Raw genomic sequence first — 18548 nt, 5'->3', positions numbered from 1 at the left:
GCCGATTTCGGCGAAACGGGCCTGCTCCCGACGTCTGACCTGATCTCAAGACGGTTCGGCCTCACGCCCGGGCGAAGCACGATGTACTGCCACCCCTCCAGGTAATCGCGCACCATGAGTCGAGGCTAGCGGCGCACGATCTCTTGCGCCGTGCCACGTTGTGCGCGAGAACAGGCCCGTTATCGAGCACAGGATGATTCTTGCGGGATCAGCCTGCTCCGGATAACGAGCCTGTTCTGGTGAGCGAACCCTTCGAGGCTAGGCCGTCGCGAGGGCGGACCTGACGCTCGTGGTGCGTCGGGTCGCGACTGCCAGGGTCGCAGCTCCAAGCGCCAGCACGCCCCAGACGACCAGGCCTGCGGCGGAGGAGCCGCTCGTGCTGACGAGCCCGCTGAGTGCGGGTGTCGTCGGCATGGCTGCGCCGAGTCCGGCGAGCCACGCGGGCACGGTCGAGATCAGGCTGGTCGCAAGGGCGAGCACGCCCACCAGGGCGCTGACCCAGCGGCCGATACCGCCCAGCACCGCGACGAGCGCCTGGTTGATCGCGGCGAATGCGACGCCGGCGAGCACGGCGAATCCGGCGAAGCCCCACCAGGCGGCCTGGTCGTAGTCGGCGACCATCTGCACGACGAGCGCGACGAGCACGCCCTGGCCCGCGCCGATCGCGGCAGCAGGCCAGAACCCGCGAAGCACCATGCCGATCGACGAGCGACGCGAGGTGAGCGCGCTGCCGGGAACCGCGCGCAGCGCGATGAACGAGGCGAGCGCTCCGAACCACAGCACGACGGTCGCGAGGAGCGGGATCGTGGTCGGCCCGAACATGCCGTCCGCGTCCGTCGACGAGCTCACCGGGTTCGCGATGACGGATGCCAGTGATGTCGACTCCTCGTCGCTGAACGACGGCAGCGAGGTCGATGCGGTCTCCAGACCGTCGGCCAGGTCGCCGGTGCCGGATGCCAGCGTGCCGATGCCTGTGGCGAGCTCATCCGCTCCTTCACTGAGGGCGGTGGCGCCGTCGCCGAGCTGGCTTGCGCCATCGCCGAGCTGCGTGGCGCCGCTCGCGAGTCCCGTCGCTCCGGTGGCCGACTGGGAGACACCGTCGGCCAGCTGTCCGAGGCCGCCGCCGAGCTGCGTGGCAGCGGCACCCGCGGTGCGCATCTGATCGGCGATCGCCTTCGGAGCCTCGGCATCGAGGGCGCGCATTCCCTGGGCCGTGCCGGCGGATGCCTGGTTCGCGCCGGTCGCCGCCTGCGCAGCGGTGGCCGAGAGCTGAGCCGCCGTCGTCGCGGGCTCCCGCAGGCCCTCAGCCGCACCGGCGAGTGCCGTCAGCTGCGCACAGAACTCGGCGTCAGCGGTGCAGGAGGTCGCGAGTCCGCTCAGCCCTGGGGCGAGTTTGTCGAGACCCTGCTGCACCCCGGCACTCGCCTGCGCGGCGCCGCCCGCGGCCTTGGCCGCACCGTCGCTCGCCGTCACGGCGGCATCCGCCGCCCCGAGCAGCTCGTCCGGTACAAGTCCGTTCTGCTCGAGCGTCGCCGCGCCCGCGGTGAGCCCCTGGCCGAGCTGGGTCGCCCCGGCACCGGCCTCGCGGGCCTTCGTCGAGATGGTTCCCAGACCGCCTGCGAGCTGCGTCGCGCCGTCGGCGAGGCCACCTGCGCCGTCTGCCAGTCCGTGTGCGCCTTCGGCGAGCTTGGCGGCTCCGTCCGGGATCTCGGCGGCTCCGTCAGCGGCGGTCTTGGCGCCGTCAGCGAGCTGTGCGGCGCCGTCAGCGGCCTCGCCGATCTGGTCGCCGATGGTCGCGAAGCCGACGAGCACGTTGCCGACGGTCGCCTCACTGAGCATGGTGCCCATGGTCGATGCGGCGACGGAAGCGATCTGCTGGGTGATCATGCCGTCGGCGACGCGGCCGTCGGGCGCGGTGGTCACGGTGATCTCGGCCTGCTCGGCGGTGCCGCCGTCCTGAAGCGCGGTGCCCGCGGAGGTGGCGTCCGCAGAGAACGACTCGGGGATCGTGACGATTGCCTGGTAGCGGCCGTCGGCCATGCCGTCGGCGGCGTCGTCCTCGTTCGAGATGACCCAGGTCAGGTTCGAGTCCATCTCGTCGGAGCCCTCGACCAGACCGGCGGCCAGCTGCCGGCCGAGCGGCGTGTACTGGTCGTCGATCGTGACGGGCTTGTCGAGGTTGACGACCGCCGCGGTCATCGCGTCGAGCCGGTCGGTCGGGTTGTGCAGCGCGGCGACGAGGATGCCACCCACGACCGCGGGCAGCAGCAGCACGCCGATGATGGTCAGCCAGGTGATCGGCCGACGCGAGCGGGCGCGTTCAATGGGGAGGGTCACTTCGTCTCACTCCGTTCGCTCAGTACATCGCATGCGTTCACCTCGGTGGTGTCGGTTGCCTGTCGCCGAGACCCCGTGCTGCCGTCGACACCCCGTGCTGCGGACGCCTGCAGCACGGGGTGTGGGCGAGAAAGGGGGGTGTCGGCGGAAGAAGAGGATGAGAGGTCGGCGACGGATGCCCGTGGGCGGCCGGCCTCGGCCAAGAGGCGCTGTGCAGCATCCGGGTTCGACGTCGTCAGCACCACAGCGGTGCCCGAGCCCGCATCGCGCAGGCGGGCCGCGACCTGATCCTGCTGGGCGGACGTGAGGCGGTCGACGCCGTCGACGACGACCAGGCCGGTGCGTCCGCGCAGCGCTTCCGAGAGCTCGGATGCCGCGTCAGCATCGCCCAGCAGAGCGATGCCGACGCGCGATCGCACCCAGGCGGCGCGGCCGGGCAGCAGGTGCCCGTCGACGCGCAGGCGCCCGGCATCCGGCTTCACACGGCCGGCGAGGGCGAGCGCGAGCGTGCGCAGCGAGCGCGGGGCCGCGCCGGTGACGATCAGCGATCGGCCGGGTGCGAGTCGCAGGTGCGCGCGGTCGATGCCGGCGGCGTCGAGAGTGAGGTCGTCGGCGGCGAGGATGCTGTCATCGCCGGGCCACTGCTCGAGCGCGCGTTCGCGCTCGACGGACTCGCCCTCGATGTCGACGTGCGGAAGGATCTTCTCCATCCAGCGCGGGATGCGCCAGGCGCGGTCGCCGAGGATCGCCATCACCGCGGGGATCAGCGTCATGCGCACCAGGAATGCGTCGACCGCGATTCCGGCCGCGAGGCCCAGCGCGATCGGCTTCAAGGACGAGTCGCCCTCGGGGACGAACGCCACGAACACGGCGAACATGATCAGCGCGGCGGCGGTCACCACTCGCGCAGAGGAGGTGAATCCGGAGCGCACGGCGCGGATGGCGGCGGCCCGGCGGTTCTCCGCCACCGAACGGGCGGGGTCGTGCACGTAGTCCTCGCGCATGCGCGAGACGAGGAACACCTGGTAGTCCATCGCCAGGCCGAACAGCACGCCCATCAGCACGATCGGCATGAACGCGATGATCGGTCCGGTGCGCGCGACGTGCAGCAGATCGGCGAACCAGCCCCATTCGAACACCGCGGCGACGACGCCGAACGAGGCGGCGATCGAGAGCAGGTAGCCGGCGGCGGCGGTGATCGGCACCCAGATCGAGCGGAACACGATCGCCAGCAGGATGAGCGAGAGCCCGATCACGAAGATGCCGAAGGGAAGCAGGGCTGCTCCGAGCTGGTCGGAGATGTCGATCGCGACGGCCGTGAAGCCGGTCACCTTGAGGTCGATGCCGTACTCGTCGAGCCACTCGTCGTGGTGCGCGCGCAGCTCGCGGACGAGGTCGCTGGTGGCCGGGTCGTCGGGTGCGGTCTCGGGCACGATCTGCACGATGCCGGTGTCGGCGGTCTCGTTCGGCGTGGCCAGCGCCACCTCGCGCACGCCGGGCAGCTGCTCGACCTCTTCGCCCAGATCCTGCATCAGGGTGAGCGGATCGGTTGAGGTCACGATGGTGCCGGTGAGGATCAGCGGGCCGTTGAATCCGGGTCCGAACTCCTCCGCCGTGAGATCGTAGTTGAGCCGGGCCTCGGAGTCCTTCGGCAGCACACCGGCGTTGGGCAGCGCGAGGTTCAGGCTGAGCGCGGGCACCGCGACGATGCCGAGTCCGAGCACGATCGCGATGGTCACGAGGATCGGCCGCTTGGTGACTGCGCCGACCCAGCGGGCGGCAAAGCCCCGTCGGGATGCCGGCGCCGTGGCATCCGACTTCGCGCTCTTCGAGACCTTCTTGACCCTCTTGGGTCGCCCGGCGACCCGCCCCTTCAGGAAGCCGAGCACGGCCGGCGTCAGCGTCACCGAGATGGCGACGGCGATCGCGACGGCGACGGCCGCGGCGATGCCCATGGTCGTCAGGAACGGGATGCCCGCGAAGCCGAGCCCGATCAGGGCGATGACCACGGTGATGCCGGCGAAGACGACGGCGGAGCCGGCGGTGCCGACCGCGCGGGACGCGGACTCTTCGGGGTCGATGCCCTCGCGCACCTGATCCTGGTGGCGCGCGATGATGAACAGCGCGTAGTCGATTCCGACGGCAAGACCCAGCATCAGTGCGAGCAGCGGCGTGGTCGATGAGACCGTCGCGAAGGCGGTGGCCGCGAAGATGCCGGCCATTGAGATGCCGACGCCGAGCAGCGCGGTGAGCAGCGGCATGCCGGCGACGACGAACGAGCGGAAGGTGACGATGAGCACGAGCAGGGCGATCACGACGCCGACGGCTTCGGTGAGTGTGATCGTGGGCATGGACACGGCGAACAGGTCGCCTCCGAGTGCGGTCTGCGAGCCCTCCGGCAGCTCGGCGCTGAGTTCGTCGACGACGTCCTGCAGGTCGGTCTTGACGCTGTCGGGCACATCGGTGACCTGTCCGTCGAACTGCAGGCGCACGATGGCCGCCGTGTGCTCGTCGTTGACCATGCCGTCGATGTTCTCGTCGTAGGGAGAGGTGACGGCCAGCACGCCGTCGAAGCGGGCGAGCTCGTCGACGGCGTCTTCGATCTGGTCCTGGTAGCCGGGGTCGGTGATGTCGTCGCCGTCGGCGGCGACGACGATGAACTGCGCGTTCGTGCCGCTGACCTGCGGGAACGTGCGCTCGAGCTGCTCGAGCCCTGCCTGCGATTCCGTGCCGGGGATCGAGAACGCGTCATCCGTTCCGGCGCCGAGCGCGAGCGCGCCGCCGCCGGCGATGCCGAGCACGATCAGCCAGCTGATGAGTACTCGCCAGGGGTGCCGGAACGACCAGCGTCCCAGGGAAGAGAGCAGAGTGGACACGCGTGCCTCCGGCAGATTCAATACACAGGTGTATTCAGTACGTACATGTATCGTAAGTGAATCGCGAGGCCGGATGCTGTGCGCCGGATGTGAACCTGCGATAGTGAGGCCGAGGAGGCAGCCATGATGACGACCGCGACGCGAAGCCGCGAGAACACGCGCGCACGCCTGCTGGAGGCGGCGGCGCAGGTGTTCGCGGAAGTAGGTCTCGACGGCGCCACCGTGGAGGCCGTCTGCGAGCGAGCCGGATTCACCCGCGGCGCCTTCTACTCGAACTTCGAGTCGAAGGACGAGCTTTTCCTCACCCTCGCGGGCACCGTCGCAGAAGAGCGCCTGAGCGCCGTGCGTGAGCAGGTGACGAGCATGGCCGCCGAGGGCGCTCTCGGCGACACCGACCCGGTGGCGCTCGTGCAGCGGATCATGGATGCCGGTGGCGAGGACCGTCTGAGCGTGATGCTCATGAGCGAGATCCGCATTCGCGCGCTGCGCGACCCTGTCTTCGGCGCAGCCTTCCTCGCGCAGGAGGGGGAGATGGTGGCGAGCATCGCCGAGATCATCCGCGACATCGTCGATACCGGGGCCATCGCACTGCGACTTGAGCCGGAGCTCGCGGCTCGCCTGCTCATGATCGCCTGGGAGGGCATGACCGTGCGCGGTGCCATGGCCGCCGACGGAGAAGCCCGGCTGCACGACACCGCCAGCGAGGCGCTCGGACGCCTCGTGCAGGCCCTGACGGCCTGAGCTCACACGTCTGAGGAGAGCTCAGACGCGTGCGGTGAGCACGGCGTGACAGCGGGTCAGCCGCGCCAGCCACCAGTCGCGGCGGTCTGGGTCAGCGGCCAGGCGGTCGAGCGCGCCGGCATCCGGGACCACGCGCGCGGCCGACACGGAACCCGCCACCGGTCGCGCATCGGCGACATCGTCGGCGAACAGTGACCCGGTACCCAGACCGCAGTCGTACTCCAGCGTCGGGAGGGCTGCCGCCAGTGCGGCGCCCTGGGCCAGGCCCACCGCTGTGTCGAGCGCGCTGGAGACCACCGCGGGCAGACCCGCCTCCGCCACGATCGACAGCGCCCGGCGGATCCCGCCGAGCGGCTGAGCTTTGATGACGATGAGGTCGGCGGCCTTCGCCTCCGCAACCGCGAGCGGGTCGGCGGCCTTGCGGATGCTCTCGTCGGCGGCGATCGGGATGCCCTTGTGCTTGACCCGGTAGCGCAGCTCGGCGAGCTCGGACACGGTGGCGCACGGCTGCTCGACGTACTCCAGGTCGAACTCGGCGAGTGCGTGCACCGCGTGCTCTGCCTCGTCGAGGTTCCAGCCGCCGTTGGAGTCGATGCGGATGCGACCGTCCGGACCCATGACCTCTCGGACCGCCCGCACCCGGGCGATGTCGTCGGCCAGGCGCTGACCGCGCTCGGCGACCTTGACCTTCGCCGTGCGGCATCCGTCGAACCGCGCCAGCACCTCGGCGACCCGCGCCGCCTCGACCGCGGGAACGGTGGCGTTCACCGCGATCCGATCGCGCAGCGGCGCCGGCTGCTCGTGCCAGGCGAAGTCCAGGGCCGCGGCCAGCCAGGTCGACGCCTCCGCGTCGTCGTACTCGACGAACGGCGAGAACTCCGCCCATCCCTGCGGACCCTCGAACAGCAGCGCCTCGCGGGTGTCGACCCCGCGGAATCGCGTGTTCATCGGCAGCGCGACCACCCGGGCCGTGGCGAGCAGTTCGTCGATCGCAGGCGTCATGCGTCCATCATGCCGCGCTGTCACGCCCGCGCGCTCGCCGCAACTCCGGAGATCTGCCCGGGTTCCGCCCGGAAACGGCCCGGAGCGACGGCTGCGGGCCCGGTTCTCCGGAGTTGTGGCGAGCGGGCTGCCGGAGTTGTGGCGATCGGGCCGCTGGCACTCAGCCCAGGCGCTTCTGCAATTCGGCCATCCGCGCCGCAGCGTAGGGCCGCGTCGCGAACTGCAATGTGCTGTTGACAATAGTGTGCGACGCACAATATAGTCAGTCACATGACCGAAGCGGATTTCGATGTACATCTGCAGGAGCTGAGGCGCGGCACGATCGTGCTGGCCAGCCTGCAGCTGCTGCGGGCGCCGGGGTACGGGTACGGACTGCTCGAGCAGCTGGCATCCGCGGGCTTCCCCACCGACGCCAACACTCTCTACCCCCTGCTTCGCCGGCTGGAGAAGCAGGGGTATCTCGAGAGCGAGTGGAACACCGATGACGCGCGACCGCGCAAGTTCTACCGCACCTCCGAGGCGGGCATCCGCCTCGCCACGACCCTGACTCAGGAGGTCGCCGCCATCGCGGCCGCGACCGCCGCCCTCTCGACCGGAGAATGACATGACCGCCACACTCACCGACCGCTACATCGCTGCGACCGTCCGCAGCCTGCCGCCCGGCCTCCAGCCCGAGGTGCGCGACGAGCTCGACGTCTCGATCGCGGATGCCATCGGCGCCCGCACCGAGCAGGGTGAATCGCACGAGGACGCTGAGCGCAGCGTTCTGAACGAGCTCGGCGATCCCGGCATCCTCGCCGCGGGCTACGCCGATCGTCCGCTGCACCTGATCGGCCCGAAGTACTACCTCACGTGGTGGCGGCTGCTGAAGCTGCTGATCGCCATCGTCCCGGCATGCGCGTTCGCCGGAGTCGCCATCGGCCAGGCCGTCGCCGGCGCTGGAATCGGACCGATCATCGGCGAATCGATCGCGGTGGCGCTGTCGGTCGTCGTGCACGTCGCGTTCTGGACGACCCTCGTGTTCTTCGTCCTCGAGCGCACCGGTGCCGACACCGGCGTGCGCTGGAGCGTCGACCAGCTGCCCGAGGACCAGCCGAACGGCGTCGGCCGCGCCGATCTGATCGCCTCACTGGTGATGATCGGGATTCTCGCCGGAGCGCTCCTGTGGGATCACTTCCGCGGATTCGTCCCCGGTCCCGAGTCCCTGCCGCTGATCAACCCCGAGCTGTGGCCGTGGTGGATCGGCGTGCTGTTCCTGCTGCTCGCCGCCGAGGCCGCACTCGCCATCGCCGTGTTCGCACGCGGACGCTGGACGAACGGCCTCGCGATCGCCAATGCCCTCATCGCGCTGGCGGTGATGAGCGCCGGACTCACCGCGCTCGGCAACGGCGTGCTGTACAACCCCGAGTTCGTCGACGTCGTGATGGTGGCGAACGGAGTGGACGACGACGCGCTCGCCGTGCTCGCGGTCCTCACCGGGGTGGGCATCGCCGGGATCGCCATCTGGGATGCCATCGACGGGTTCCTCCGAGCGCGTCGCGCCCGGATCGCCGGCTGAGGGCATCCGACGCCCCGTGGCGGGTCAGTTCGCGGTGACGGCGTCCAGCGTCACCGGGGTCTTCGGGGTGCCGTCGGACGCGCCGGATTCGGTGCCGTTGGCGGCGACGCCGGCCACGATCTCGGTGCTGGCGGTGTCGAGGTGGCCGAACACCGTGTACGAGGGCGGCAGCGACGTGTCGGCGTACACGATGAAGAACTGCGAGCCGTTGGTGTCGGGGCCTGCGTTGGCCATCGCCAGTGTGCCGGCCGGGTAGGTCTCGGAGCCGCTGAGCTCGTCGGCGAACGCGTATCCGGGGCCGCCGGTGCCGGTGCCCGTCGGGTCGCCGCACTGCAGCACGAAGATGCCCTGCGTCGTCAGACGGTGGCAGTTCGTGCCGTCGAAGTACCCCTGCTCGGAGAGCGAGAGGAAGCTGTTGGTCGTGCACGGCGTGGCATCCGCATCCAGCGTCACGGCGAGATCGCCCGCGCTCGTCGCGATCGTGACCGGCACTTCTCCCGAGACGGCCGGATCGGCGTCGGGCAGGTCGACCGCCTTCGAAGCCGGGCGCGCCTCGGTCGAATAGCTGCATTCGCTGGACGGCGCGGGCGCCTCACTCTGGCTCGGAGCAGCAGCCGGGGCATCCGGGGCGGACGCACAGCCGGTCAGCGCCAGAGCGGCGGCGGCAGTGAGGACGAGCAGGGAACGACGCAGGCGCGAGGATGTCTGAGGCACGCCATGATCGTACGCGAGTGCGGGCAATAGGGTGGATGCCGTGACCTCAGCATCCGTCTCCGACCTCTTCGATCCCGCCGAGTGGACCCTGGCGCCGGGCGCCGAGGCGTACACCGACATCACCGCGCACGTCTCGCGCGACGGCGGTGTCGCCCGCATCGCTTTCGACCGTCCGGAGGTGCGCAACGCCTTCCGCCCGCACACCGTCGATGAGCTGTACCGCGCACTCGACATCGCCAGGCAGGACCCGAAGATCGGCGCCGTGCTGCTCACCGGCAACGGCCCGAGCGCGAAGGACGGGGGCTGGGCGTTCTGCTCGGGTGGCGACCAGCGCATCCGCGGACGCGACGGGTACAAGTACAGCGAGTCCATGACCGAGGTGAACAACCCGGCACGCGCCGGCCGCCTGCACATCCTCGAGGTGCAGCGCCTGATCCGGTTCATGCCGAAGGTCGTCATCGCCGTCGTCCCGGGGTGGGCCGCCGGCGGCGGGCACTCGCTGCACGTCGTCTGCGATCTGACGATCGCGTCGGCCGAACACGGCCGCTTCAAGCAGACGGATGCCGACGTCGGCAGCTTCGACGCCGGATACGGCTCCGCGTACATGGCCCGCCAGACCGGCCAGAAGATCGCCCGCGAGGTGTTCTTCCTCGCCGAGGAGTACTCCGCGCAGCGAGCGTACGAGATGGGCGCGGTGAACCGGGTGGTGCCGCACGCCGAGCTCGAGCGCGAGGCGCTGAGGATGGCGCGGACGATCCTGACGAAGTCGCCGACGGCGATCCGGATGCTGAAGTTCGCCTTCAACGCCGTCGATGACGGCCTGGTCGGTCAGCAGGTCTTCGCCGGCGAGGCCACGCGTCTCGCCTATGGCACCGACGAGGCCGTGGAGGGCCGCGACTCGTTCCTCGAGAAGCGCGACCCCGACTGGTCTGCCTTCCCGTACCACTATTGACGCGGTGCGGGTCAATGCGACGCGTTGACGCGCGCCGGGTCAACATTGAGCGAGCGCAGCGAGACGAAATGGAGATCGATGAGGAGACTGCATCCGATCCACGGCGACGACCCGCGGGCGGTTCGCGATGCGCTGCCGGCCGCGCTCGACGGCATCCGCCCGCTCGCGCTCGGCTTCAGCCCGGAGCCGGATGACGTCGTTCCCGACGGCACGGCCGTCGTCGTCGCGACCTCGGGGTCGAGCGGAGTCCCGAAGAAGGTCGTGCTGAGCGCCGCCGCGCTGCGGGCGAGCGCCGAGGCGACCGGTGCCCGGATCGGCTCCGGCCGGTGGACGCTCTGCCTGCCCGCCGGCTACGTCGCAGGACTGCAGGTGCTGGTGCGCTCGCAGCTCGCCGGCACCGATCCGACCGTCGTCGAGGGGCATCTGTCGCCCCAGGCCTTCGTCGAGGCGACGCGGCAAGCCGCAGGCGACGATCTGCACATATCCCTTGTCCCCGCGCAGCTGGCCACCCTGATCGATGCGGCCGATGACGACCCGGCGGTCTTGGCGGCGCTGCGCGCGCACCGTGCGATCCTCGTCGGCGGGCAGGCTCTCTCCGACAGCATCCGAATGCGCGCGATGGATCTGCGGGTGCCGCTCGTGCACACCTACGGATCCAGCGAGACCAGCGGCGGCTGTGTCTACAACGGCGTTCCGCTGGACGGTGTGCGGGTCGGCCAGGTCGATGACGAACTGCGGATCAGCGGCCCCATGCTCGCCGACGGCTACCTGGCAGATGAGGCGCTGACCGATCGCATCTTCACCACCGACGAGCAGGGCGAGCGCTGGTATCGCACCGGCGATCGCGGGTTCATCCTCGACGGCGAGGTCGAGGTGCACGGCCGGCTCGACAACGTGATCGTCTCGGGCGGCATCAACATCTCCCTCGATCGAGTGGAGCGCATCGTGCGCACCGTGCCCGGGCTGGAGCAGGCCGTCGTCCTCGGAATGCCGGACGAGCGCTGGGGCGAGTCGTCGATCATCTTCGCGCCCCCCGTGCGCGGTGACGGCGGGCGAATGCTGGAGGATGCCCGCGCGCGCGTCGCGGCCGAGATCGGCAGGCACGCACGCCCCGTGCAGCTGGAGACCGGCGAGCTGCCGATGCTGGCATCCGGCAAGCCCGATCGTGAACTGCTGCGCCGGATGATCCACGACGTGCCGCCGCCTCCCGAGTGACGCGCGACGTCTTCGAGCAGATGCGCGCCTCTAGGCTGACGTCCATGGCCGTCTACACGCATGGGCACCACGACTCGGTGCTCCGCTCGCACAACACCCGCAGCATCGCGAACTCGGCGGCCTACCTCGAGCCGCTCCTCATGCCTGAGACGCGCCTGCTCGACATCGGTGCGGGTCCCGGCACGATCACGGCCGACTTCGCGAGTCGCGTCGGGCACGTGACGGCGACAGAGATCAACGCCGACGCCCTCGCGCTGTCACAGACCCTCGCCGCCGAGCGCGGTGCCGGCAACATCGACTTCGCCGTCGAGGACGTGCATGCGCTGAGCTTCGCCGATGACACGTTCGATGTCGTGCACGCGCATCAGGTGCTGCAGCACGTCGGCGATCCGGTGCAGGCGCTGCGCGAGATGCGCCGCGTCGCCAAGCCGGGTGGCGTGGTCGCCGCGCGGGATGCCGACTACGCCGGATTCCACTGGTTCCCGCTGCTGCCGGAACTCGACAAGTGGCTTCGGCTGTACCGTGAGGCCGCGCGGGCCAACGGCGGAGAGCCGGATGCCGGCCGCCGGCTGCTGTCCTGGGCGCGCGCCGCGGGCTTCGCCGACATCACTGCGACGGCATCCACCTGGTGCTACGCGACGCCGAGCGAACGCGAGTGGTGGGGCGGGATGTGGGCCGACCGAATCCTCGAATCCGCGCTCGCGCGCCAGCTGGAGCGCGAAGGGATGGCATCCCGCGGGAAGCTGCGGGCCATCAGCGACGCCTGGCGGGCGTGGGCGGCCGACGGCGACGGCTGGTTCCTCGTCCCGCACGGTGAGATCATCTGCCGGGTCTGACTGCTCACGCCGCCAGAACTCCGGAGAAACTCCGCCCACCGGGCCCAGATCCGCCCGTTCGGTCGCATCCGCCACCGGATCTCCGGAGTTGTGGCGAGCCGGCGGCGGGCATCCGCCCGGATACATCTCCGGAAGGATGCCCGGGCGCCGGCGCTCCCGTAGCGTGAAAGTGTGATCCGTCGCGTCCCTGTGCCCCTGCTCGTCCTGGACATCATCGGGGCGCTCATCGGCTTGGCCATCACGGTGCCGCTGACGCTGCTGATGATCGCGCCGTCGCCGAGCGGATGGATCACCGATTCCGGATGGGGGACGACGCTGTACATCGTCGTCAGCGTGCTGCTGTGGGGCGCCGCGGCGATAGTCCGCTTCTCTCCGCCGCTGGCGCTCGCGATCGCCTGGGCCGCAGCCATCCTGCAGATGGGGGTCGGCCTCTGGCCGGTCATCGCCAACATCGCGATCTTCGGCGTGCTGTTCGCCGTCGGAGCCTGGGGCAGCCGGCGCCTCATGTGGCTCGGCGGGGCTTCGGCTGTCGCGGGTGGCGTACTTGCCGGCGTGTACGTACCGCTGCTGCAGCAGATCGGAATGCCTCCCAGCAGCGACGCGGCCCTGCAGATGCTGATCTTCGGGTTGCTGACCGGCAGCACGGTGCTGTTCTCGCTCGCGCTGTCCTGGGGCGCGGGCCTTCTGTGGCGCAGCGTCCGGCAGAGCCGCGAGACGCGTGAGGCGCAGCTGCGCGCCGAGGCGAAGGCCGCCGAGGAGCAGGAGCGCGTGAGCATCGCGCGTGACATGCACGACGTGGTCGCGCATTCGCTTGCAGTGGTGATCGCGCAGGCGGACGGTGCCCGATACGCGGCAGCCAGCCACCCTGAGATGGCGCAGGAGGCACTGGGCACGATCGCGACGACGGCCCGTGGTGCGCTTTCGGATGTCCGGATGCTGCTCACCCAGCTGCGCCACCGCCAGGGCGACGGGCCGCAGCCCACGCTCGCCGACCTCGAGACGCTGTTCGCGCAGGTGCGTCGGGCGGGCATCGAACCGCGCGTCACCGTCGATCCGATGCCACCGGGCGAGCCGCCAGGGGCGATCCAGCTGGCCGTCTATCGCATCCTGCAGGAGGCGCTCACCAACGCGCTGCGCCACGGCGCCGGCGACGTCGACGTGCGCCTGTCCTGGCTGCCGGATCGCGTCGACATCGAGGTGCGCAACACCGTCACGGGAGCCGCGGCCCCGACCGGCGGCGGACACGGTCTTGTCGGCATGCGCGAGCGCGCGCAGCTCGTGGGCGGTACGCTCGTGGCCGGGCGGAACGCCGGGATCTTCACCGTCACCGCCGCGCTGCCGATCGGGAGCGCAGCGCATGCCGGCAGCGGAGGTTCACCATGATCAGGGTCGTGCTGGTCGACGACCAGGCGCTGTTCCGCGCAGGCATCCGGATGCTGGTCGCATCCCAGCCCGACATGGAGGTCGTCGGCGAGGCGGGTGACGGGCGCGAGGCTCTGGGCGTCGTCGCCGGCGCTCGGCCCGACGTGGTGCTGATGGACATCCGGATGCCCGTGATGGACGGCCTGGCCGCCACGGCCGAGCTGCTGAAGCAGCCGAACCCGCCGCGGGTGGTCATGCTGACGACGTTCGACCTCGACGAGGCTGCGGCCAGGGCGATTCAGCAGGGGGCGAGCGGATTCCTGCTGAAGGATGCCGATCCGGAGTTCCTGCTCGCCGCGATCCGCACCGTCGACTCCGGGTCGAGCGTGATCGCGGCATCCGCCACTCGCGAGCTGTTCGCTCACTTCACCGCCGAGACCAAGCCGGTGCCGCCGACGTACGCTGGTCTCACCGACCGCGAGCGGGAGATCTTCGCGCTCGCCGCGCGAGGGCTGTCGAACTCCGAGATCGCATCGCGGGAGTTCCTCAGCGAGGCGACCGTCAAGACGCACATCAGCCGCATCCTCTCCAAGCTCGGTCTGCGCGACCGGGTGCAGCTGGTCGTCTTCGCGTTCGAGCACGGCCTGGCCTGACTTGTCATCCGCCGGGTACCGCGGGATCATCCTGCCGATGTACTCGAGATGATTCCCCTGGCCGATGTGCCGGATGCGGCGGCGGAAATAGCGTCGAAGCATGGAGATCACGACCTCGGACCTCGGCCTCGCCGCACGTGTTCAGCACCTCACCAAGACCTACGGCACGGGGGATGCCGGTGTGCGGGCCCTCGACGACATCAGCGTCGGCGTGCGGCGCGGCCAGTTCACCGCGATCATGGGCCCCTCGGGCTCGGGCAAGTCCACGCTGATGCACATCATGGCCGGCCTCGACGCGCCCACCGAGGGTCGCGCGTGGATCGGCGACACCGAGATCACCGGCCTCGGCGACCTCGAGATGACGATCCTGCGCCGTCGGCGCGTGGGGTTCATCTTCCAGGCGTTCAACCTGGTGCCGACCCTCGATGCGCTCGGCAACATCATGCTGCCGTTCGAGCTCGACGGCCGCACGCCGACGGCCATCGAAAGGGCGCGCATCGACGGCCTCGTCGAGCGTCTGGGCCTGGCGTCTCGTCTCACGCATCGCCCGCACGAGCTCTCCGGCGGTCAGCAGCAGCGCGTGGCGATCGCCCGCGCGCTCGCCACCGGTCCTGACCTCGTCTTCGCGGATGAGCCCACCGGCAACCTCGACTCCCGCACGGGGCGTGAGGTGCTGCAGCTGCTGGCCACGGCCAGTCGTGAGCACGGTCAGTCCATCGCCATGGTCACGCACGACGCCATCGCGGCCAGCCATGCCGACAGGGTGCTGTTCCTCGGCGACGGCCGCATCGTGGCCGATCACCCGAAGCAGAGCGCCGAGCAGATCTCGTCGTACATGCTCGCGGCGGAGGTGGCCGCATGAGCTCGCACATCGCACGCGCCGGCCTGGAGCGGCCCCGACCGTCCCGGTTCGGATGGCTGCGCGATCGGGGCATGGGAGCCAGCATCCTCGTCGCCGCTCTCACTGCAGGGTTCGGAGTGGTGCTGGTCGAGGTGACCGCGTACATCGGCGCCTACCTGCAGTCGGATCCGTACATCGGCGACAGCGAGACGCTCGCCATCGTGGTCGCGATCCTGTCGGTGCTGCTGACCGGGGTCGCGATGTACGTCGCGGCGATCGTGACGGCGAACACGTTCTCGACGATCATCGCCGGGCGCACGCGCCGCATCGCGCTGATGCGTCTGATCGGGGCATCCGCCCGCTCGCAGCGCTCGGAGGTTGCGGGGCAGGGGTTCGTCGTCGGAGTGCTCGGTGCGACGGTGGGGCTCGTCCTCGGGGTGCTGCTCTCGGCGCTGGGGATCATGGTCGGCGAGCGGCTCCTCAAAGGGGCGCCAGAGGACTTCAGCCTCGTTCATCCGGCGGTCCTGCTGCCGTTCGCGGGCGTCGCGCTGACCACCTGGCTGGCCGCCTGGATCGGCTCGCGCCGGGTTCTCACCGTCACGCCGCTGCAGGCGCTGGGTGGCGCGGTCGAGCGCACGCATGAGGATGTCGCGGGCCGCGCCGGCCGGCACGTCGGCGCTCTGGTCCTGCTCATCATCGGGGTGGCGCTGCTGGCGTTCGGCGTCATGGTCGGCCTGATCACCCCGCTGGGTGTCGTGATCGCCTTCTTCGGCGGAATCCTCTCGTTCACCGGGCTGACACTGGGAGCGGTGCTGTTCATGCCTCCCGTGCTGCGGCTGGTCGGGCGCATGTTCGGCGGCTCGGCCACGGCACGGCTCGCCGCCGAGAACGCCTTGCGGTACCCGGAGCGCTCGAGCCGGATGGCGATCGGCGTGGTGATGGGCGTGACGCTGGTGACCATGTTCGCGGTCGCGCTGGAGTCGACCAAGGCACTGATGAGCCGGCAAAGCGACGAGGCCTCGCTGGGCGACACGTTCGCCGTGCTGGATGGGTTCGCGAGCGTGATGATGGTGCTCGTCGCTGTGTCGGCCGTCATCGCCGGCGTCGGCCTGGTCAACCTGCTCACGATCGGTGTCGTGCAGCGCCGGCGCGAACTCGGTCTGCTGCGGGCCATCGGCCTCACCGGCGGGCAGGTGCGCAGGATGGTGCTGCTGGAGGCGGTGCACATCACCGTGGCGGCGACCCTCGCCGGTCTCGTGCTCGGTGTCGCCTACGGCTGGGTCGCGGCGCAGTCGCTGCTGGGCTCGGTGCCCGTGCTGCCGGACTTCGAGCCGGCAGGTCTCGTGTACCCGGCGGTGCCGTGGCTGCCCGTGGTGATCATCGTGCTCGCCACGGCCGTGCTCACGGCGGTCGCGGCGGTCACCCCGACCCGGCTCGCGACCAGGGTCGCGCCGGTCGAGGCGCTCGCCGCGGACTGAAGCGGGGGCGTGTTTTGAAGGATGATTGCACTTCTGAAGGATTCTGCGGGCGCGAGAGTCCTTCAGACCTGCAGTCGTCCTTCAGAAATCCGGTGGGGTCGCCGTTGCATAGGCTGGACGGATGCCATCGCCCTTCGATCAGTCGTCGTATCAGGTCCGCTTCGAGTGGGGTGTCGATGGGCTCGCCCGGCTCGCGCCCGCCGACGTCGTCGTGGTGGTGGACGTGCTGCGGTTCTCTTCCACAATGGCGGATGCTGTCGCCGAAGAGCCGATCGCGCTGGAGCGCGCACTGCTCTGGTCGTCGAACGGCGCGGCCGTGGCCGCGGCGGCTGCCGGGTCGGGCGAGGGGCCGGATGCTGAAAGGTTGGATGCCGGCGCCCTAGATTCTGGGACCGCGCCGGTCGTTCTGCTCGGCGGCATCCGGAATGCGGCGGCGACCGCGCGTGCCGTCATGACGCTGCAGGAACGGCGCGGAGCGCGCACCTCGGTGAGCGTCATCGCCGCGGGGGAGCGCGCCCCCGACGGGAGCCTGCGCTTCGCGGTCGAGGATCAGCTGGGCGCCGGCGCCGTCATCGCGGCTCTGTCAGATCTCGGGATCGACCATTCCTCGCCGGAGGCGGCGGTCTCGGCGGAGTCGTTCCGGGCGCTGCGCCGCGGGCTGCGCCACCTGCTGATCGGCAGCGGGTCAGGGCGGGAGCTCGCCGGCGGGGTGGCCTCCACCGCGCGCATGCAGGACGATGGCATCCGCCCGGCGAGCGTCGCCCAAGCCGCGGAGCTGGACGCGTCCGACGTCGTCCCCGTGCTGCGCGCCGGGAACTTCGAGCCGTTCGACCGATGCGCTGGAGGGGACTGATGCGCGGAAAGGGATGCCCGCGGGCGGACACTCGCGCGCGCAGCACGGCAACAGGGCCGGGTCGCCATAGAGTGGCGCCATGAGGTACCTCCCCGCGCTCATCGTCGATGCCGTCCTGGTGCTCATCTTCGCCGCCATCGGCCGTGCATCCCACAATGAGGATCCGCTGGGCTTCCTCCTCACGGCCTGGCCGTTCCTCGTCGCGCTGGTCGCCGGGCATGCGCTCGCCGCTCTGGTTCCGGCACGGCCGCGTCGCCCGTGGTCGCTCGGGTGGGGACTGATCGTGTGGATCGTCACCGTGGCCGGAGGGATGCTGCTGCGCGTCGCATCCGGCGACACGGCCGAGGTCCCGTTCATCATCGTCGCGACACTCGTGGTCGGCGCGTTCCTGATCGGCTGGCGCCTCCTCGCCATGCTGGTGCGTCGCCGCCGGCCGCACCCGGGGAGCGCACCCGTGGCATCCGATCTCGACGAGCCGTTCATCATCGGCGAACCGGATCCCATCGACGAGCCGGATGTGATCGCCGAGCCGGATGCCATCGACGTGCCGGACAAGACCGACGAGCGGGCCGAAAGGCACGACGAGCGCGACCCGTCAGCCTGAGCGCGCACCGCTCAGGCGCCCGCCCTCACCGGGGCGTCTGCGCTGCCAGCCGGTCGGCAGGCGTGATCTCGCGGCGGCGCCACGCGAACAGGTAGCGGCGATCGAAGCGCCGCGAGCATTTCGCGCATGACGTCTCGCGTGCGGGCCGGCGGTGCCGGTAAGTCACGTGCCCGGCAGGGCACTGTCCGATCCACGGCGCCAGCTCGGTCGCGGTCTCACCGTGATGGGTGGTGCCGCCGACGTACCCGAGGTCGCTGGCGATGCGCTTCCACTCCGGGCCGTGCGCGGCGGTGTGGCCGGCGACCGCGTGCGCGACCTCGTGCAGCAGCGTCTGATGGATCTCATCGTCTTCGAACCTGGCGGCGAGATAGCGCGACACCGTGATGCGCTTGCGCTGGAAGTCACAGAGCCCCGCGCGGCGCTTGGCGTGGTCGAAATCGAACACCCAGGAGTCGTCGAGGTGCATGCTGATCAGCGCCTCCGCCCAGACCCGCACACGGTTCAGATCAGCCATGAGATCAGAGTA

17 protein-coding genes are annotated in these 18548 nt (G+C 70.4%); 12 read left to right on the top strand and 5 right to left on the bottom strand.

The window, feature by feature from the left end; genetic code table 11:
* Positions 1-258: 258 nt before the first annotated feature.
* Positions 259-2337, bottom strand: coding sequence for a YhgE/Pip domain-containing protein (locus tag ACQUSX_RS06695; RefSeq protein WP_428906174.1), 2079 nt, complete (start codon positions 2335-2337; stop codon positions 259-261).
* The gene (locus ACQUSX_RS06690; protein WP_428906173.1) at positions 2334-5213 is read right to left on the bottom strand and encodes an MMPL family transporter; all 2880 of its coding nucleotides are present in this window, start codon (positions 5211-5213) and stop codon (positions 2334-2336) included. Before ACQUSX_RS06690 ends, ACQUSX_RS06695 begins: the two co-directional genes overlap by 4 nt.
* A gap of 123 nt (positions 5214-5336) precedes the next feature.
* Here ACQUSX_RS06690 and ACQUSX_RS06685 point away from each other — a divergent pair, with 123 nt between their 5' ends.
* Entirely contained in the window at positions 5337-5954 is a 618-nt protein-coding gene (locus tag ACQUSX_RS06685; protein ID WP_428906172.1) for a TetR/AcrR family transcriptional regulator, read from the top strand.
* 21 nt (positions 5955-5975) lie between these two features.
* On the opposite strand, the gene ACQUSX_RS06680 is transcribed toward ACQUSX_RS06685, so the two are convergent.
* Complete coding sequence (locus ACQUSX_RS06680) at positions 5976-6956, bottom strand: o-succinylbenzoate synthase (RefSeq protein WP_428906171.1); 981 nt, start codon at positions 6954-6956, stop codon at positions 5976-5978.
* 270 nt (positions 6957-7226) lie between these two features.
* On the opposite strand from ACQUSX_RS06680, the gene ACQUSX_RS06675 reads away from it, so the two are divergent.
* Both ACQUSX_RS06675 and ACQUSX_RS06670 read left to right on the top strand, forming a co-directional pair.
* Complete coding sequence (locus ACQUSX_RS06675; RefSeq protein ID WP_428906170.1) at positions 7227-7559, top strand: PadR family transcriptional regulator; 333 nt, start codon at positions 7227-7229, stop codon at positions 7557-7559.
* Position 7560: 1 nt separating this feature from the next.
* On the top strand, positions 7561-8514 hold the full coding sequence (locus tag ACQUSX_RS06670; protein ID WP_428906169.1) for a permease prefix domain 1-containing protein: 954 nt from the start codon (positions 7561-7563) through the stop codon (positions 8512-8514).
* A gap of 24 nt (positions 8515-8538) precedes the next feature.
* On the opposite strand, the gene ACQUSX_RS06665 is transcribed toward ACQUSX_RS06670, so the two are convergent.
* Positions 8539-9228 carry a peptidylprolyl isomerase gene (locus ACQUSX_RS06665; RefSeq protein WP_428906168.1) on the bottom strand — a complete coding sequence of 230 codons (690 nt, stop codon included), beginning with the start codon at positions 9226-9228 and terminating at the stop codon, positions 8539-8541.
* Between the two features lie 40 nt (positions 9229-9268).
* On the opposite strand from ACQUSX_RS06665, the gene ACQUSX_RS06660 reads away from it, so the two are divergent.
* From ACQUSX_RS06660 to ACQUSX_RS06620, 9 genes are all read left to right on the top strand, one after another.
* A complete protein-coding gene (locus ACQUSX_RS06660) occupies positions 9269-10180 on the top strand; it encodes a 1,4-dihydroxy-2-naphthoyl-CoA synthase (protein WP_428906167.1) in 912 nt (303 codons plus the stop codon).
* Positions 10181-10258: 78 nt separating this feature from the next.
* A complete protein-coding gene (locus ACQUSX_RS06655; RefSeq protein ID WP_428906166.1) occupies positions 10259-11395 on the top strand; it encodes an AMP-binding protein in 1137 nt (378 codons plus the stop codon).
* Between the two features lie 44 nt (positions 11396-11439).
* Positions 11440-12231, top strand: coding sequence for a class I SAM-dependent methyltransferase (locus ACQUSX_RS06650; protein ID WP_428906165.1), 792 nt, complete (start codon positions 11440-11442; stop codon positions 12229-12231).
* A 171-nt stretch (positions 12232-12402) separates the two neighbouring features.
* On the top strand, positions 12403-13614 hold the full coding sequence (locus ACQUSX_RS06645) for a sensor histidine kinase (RefSeq protein WP_428906164.1): 1212 nt from the start codon (positions 12403-12405) through the stop codon (positions 13612-13614).
* Entirely contained in the window at positions 13611-14246 is a 636-nt protein-coding gene (locus tag ACQUSX_RS06640) for a response regulator (RefSeq protein WP_428906163.1), read from the top strand. Before ACQUSX_RS06645 ends, ACQUSX_RS06640 begins: the two co-directional genes overlap by 4 nt.
* Before the next feature lie 100 nt (positions 14247-14346).
* Entirely contained in the window at positions 14347-15108 is a 762-nt protein-coding gene (locus tag ACQUSX_RS06635) for an ABC transporter ATP-binding protein (RefSeq protein WP_428906162.1), read from the top strand.
* A complete protein-coding gene (locus ACQUSX_RS06630; protein ID WP_428906161.1) occupies positions 15105-16565 on the top strand; it encodes an ABC transporter permease in 1461 nt (486 codons plus the stop codon). Before ACQUSX_RS06635 ends, ACQUSX_RS06630 begins: the two co-directional genes overlap by 4 nt.
* Before the next feature lie 121 nt (positions 16566-16686).
* Positions 16687-17418 carry a 2-phosphosulfolactate phosphatase gene (locus ACQUSX_RS06625; RefSeq protein ID WP_428906160.1) on the top strand — a complete coding sequence of 244 codons (732 nt, stop codon included), beginning with the start codon at positions 16687-16689 and terminating at the stop codon, positions 17416-17418.
* A gap of 79 nt (positions 17419-17497) precedes the next feature.
* Positions 17498-18022 (top strand): DUF3054 domain-containing protein, encoded by a 525-nt coding sequence (locus ACQUSX_RS06620; RefSeq protein WP_428906159.1) that lies wholly within the window; start codon positions 17498-17500, stop codon positions 18020-18022.
* A 25-nt stretch (positions 18023-18047) separates the two neighbouring features.
* Here the strand turns inward: ACQUSX_RS06620 and ACQUSX_RS06615 are convergent, their stop codons facing one another.
* Positions 18048-18536: a SprT-like domain-containing protein gene (locus ACQUSX_RS06615; RefSeq protein ID WP_428906158.1), complete on the bottom strand. Its 489-nt coding sequence runs from the start codon at positions 18534-18536 to the stop codon at positions 18048-18050.
* Positions 18537-18548 lie beyond the last annotated feature (12 nt).

Origin of the sequence: Microbacterium alcoholitolerans, assembly GCF_050408615.1 — a bacterium.
Lineage (GTDB): Bacteria > Actinomycetota > Actinomycetes > Actinomycetales > Microbacteriaceae > Microbacterium.
Note: the sequence above shows the minus strand (reverse complement) of the source record. Positions and strands in the feature narration are given on the sequence as shown.

What these genes read in the sequence shown, in the direction of transcription:
- ACQUSX_RS06685 (WP_428906172.1), top strand. Translation starts at nt 5,337, where the DNA reads ATGATGACGACCGCGACGCGAAGCCGCGAGAACACGCGCGCACGCCTG.
- ACQUSX_RS06680 (WP_428906171.1), bottom strand. Translation starts at nt 6,956, where the DNA reads ATGACGCCTGCGATCGACGAACTGCTCGCCACGGCCCGGGTGGTCGCG.
- ACQUSX_RS06675 (WP_428906170.1), top strand. Translation starts at nt 7,227, where the DNA reads ATGACCGAAGCGGATTTCGATGTACATCTGCAGGAGCTGAGGCGCGGC.
- ACQUSX_RS06670 (WP_428906169.1), top strand. Translation starts at nt 7,561, where the DNA reads ATGACCGCCACACTCACCGACCGCTACATCGCTGCGACCGTCCGCAGC.
- ACQUSX_RS06655 (WP_428906166.1), top strand. Translation starts at nt 10,259, where the DNA reads ATGAGGAGACTGCATCCGATCCACGGCGACGACCCGCGGGCGGTTCGC.
- ACQUSX_RS06650 (WP_428906165.1), top strand. Translation starts at nt 11,440, where the DNA reads ATGGCCGTCTACACGCATGGGCACCACGACTCGGTGCTCCGCTCGCAC.
- ACQUSX_RS06640 (WP_428906163.1), top strand. Translation starts at nt 13,611, where the DNA reads ATGATCAGGGTCGTGCTGGTCGACGACCAGGCGCTGTTCCGCGCAGGC.
- ACQUSX_RS06635 (WP_428906162.1), top strand. Translation starts at nt 14,347, where the DNA reads ATGGAGATCACGACCTCGGACCTCGGCCTCGCCGCACGTGTTCAGCAC.
- ACQUSX_RS06630 (WP_428906161.1), top strand. Translation starts at nt 15,105, where the DNA reads ATGAGCTCGCACATCGCACGCGCCGGCCTGGAGCGGCCCCGACCGTCC.
- ACQUSX_RS06625 (WP_428906160.1), top strand. Translation starts at nt 16,687, where the DNA reads ATGCCATCGCCCTTCGATCAGTCGTCGTATCAGGTCCGCTTCGAGTGG.
- ACQUSX_RS06620 (WP_428906159.1), top strand. Translation starts at nt 17,498, where the DNA reads ATGAGGTACCTCCCCGCGCTCATCGTCGATGCCGTCCTGGTGCTCATC.
- ACQUSX_RS06615 (WP_428906158.1), bottom strand. Translation starts at nt 18,536, where the DNA reads ATGGCTGATCTGAACCGTGTGCGGGTCTGGGCGGAGGCGCTGATCAGC.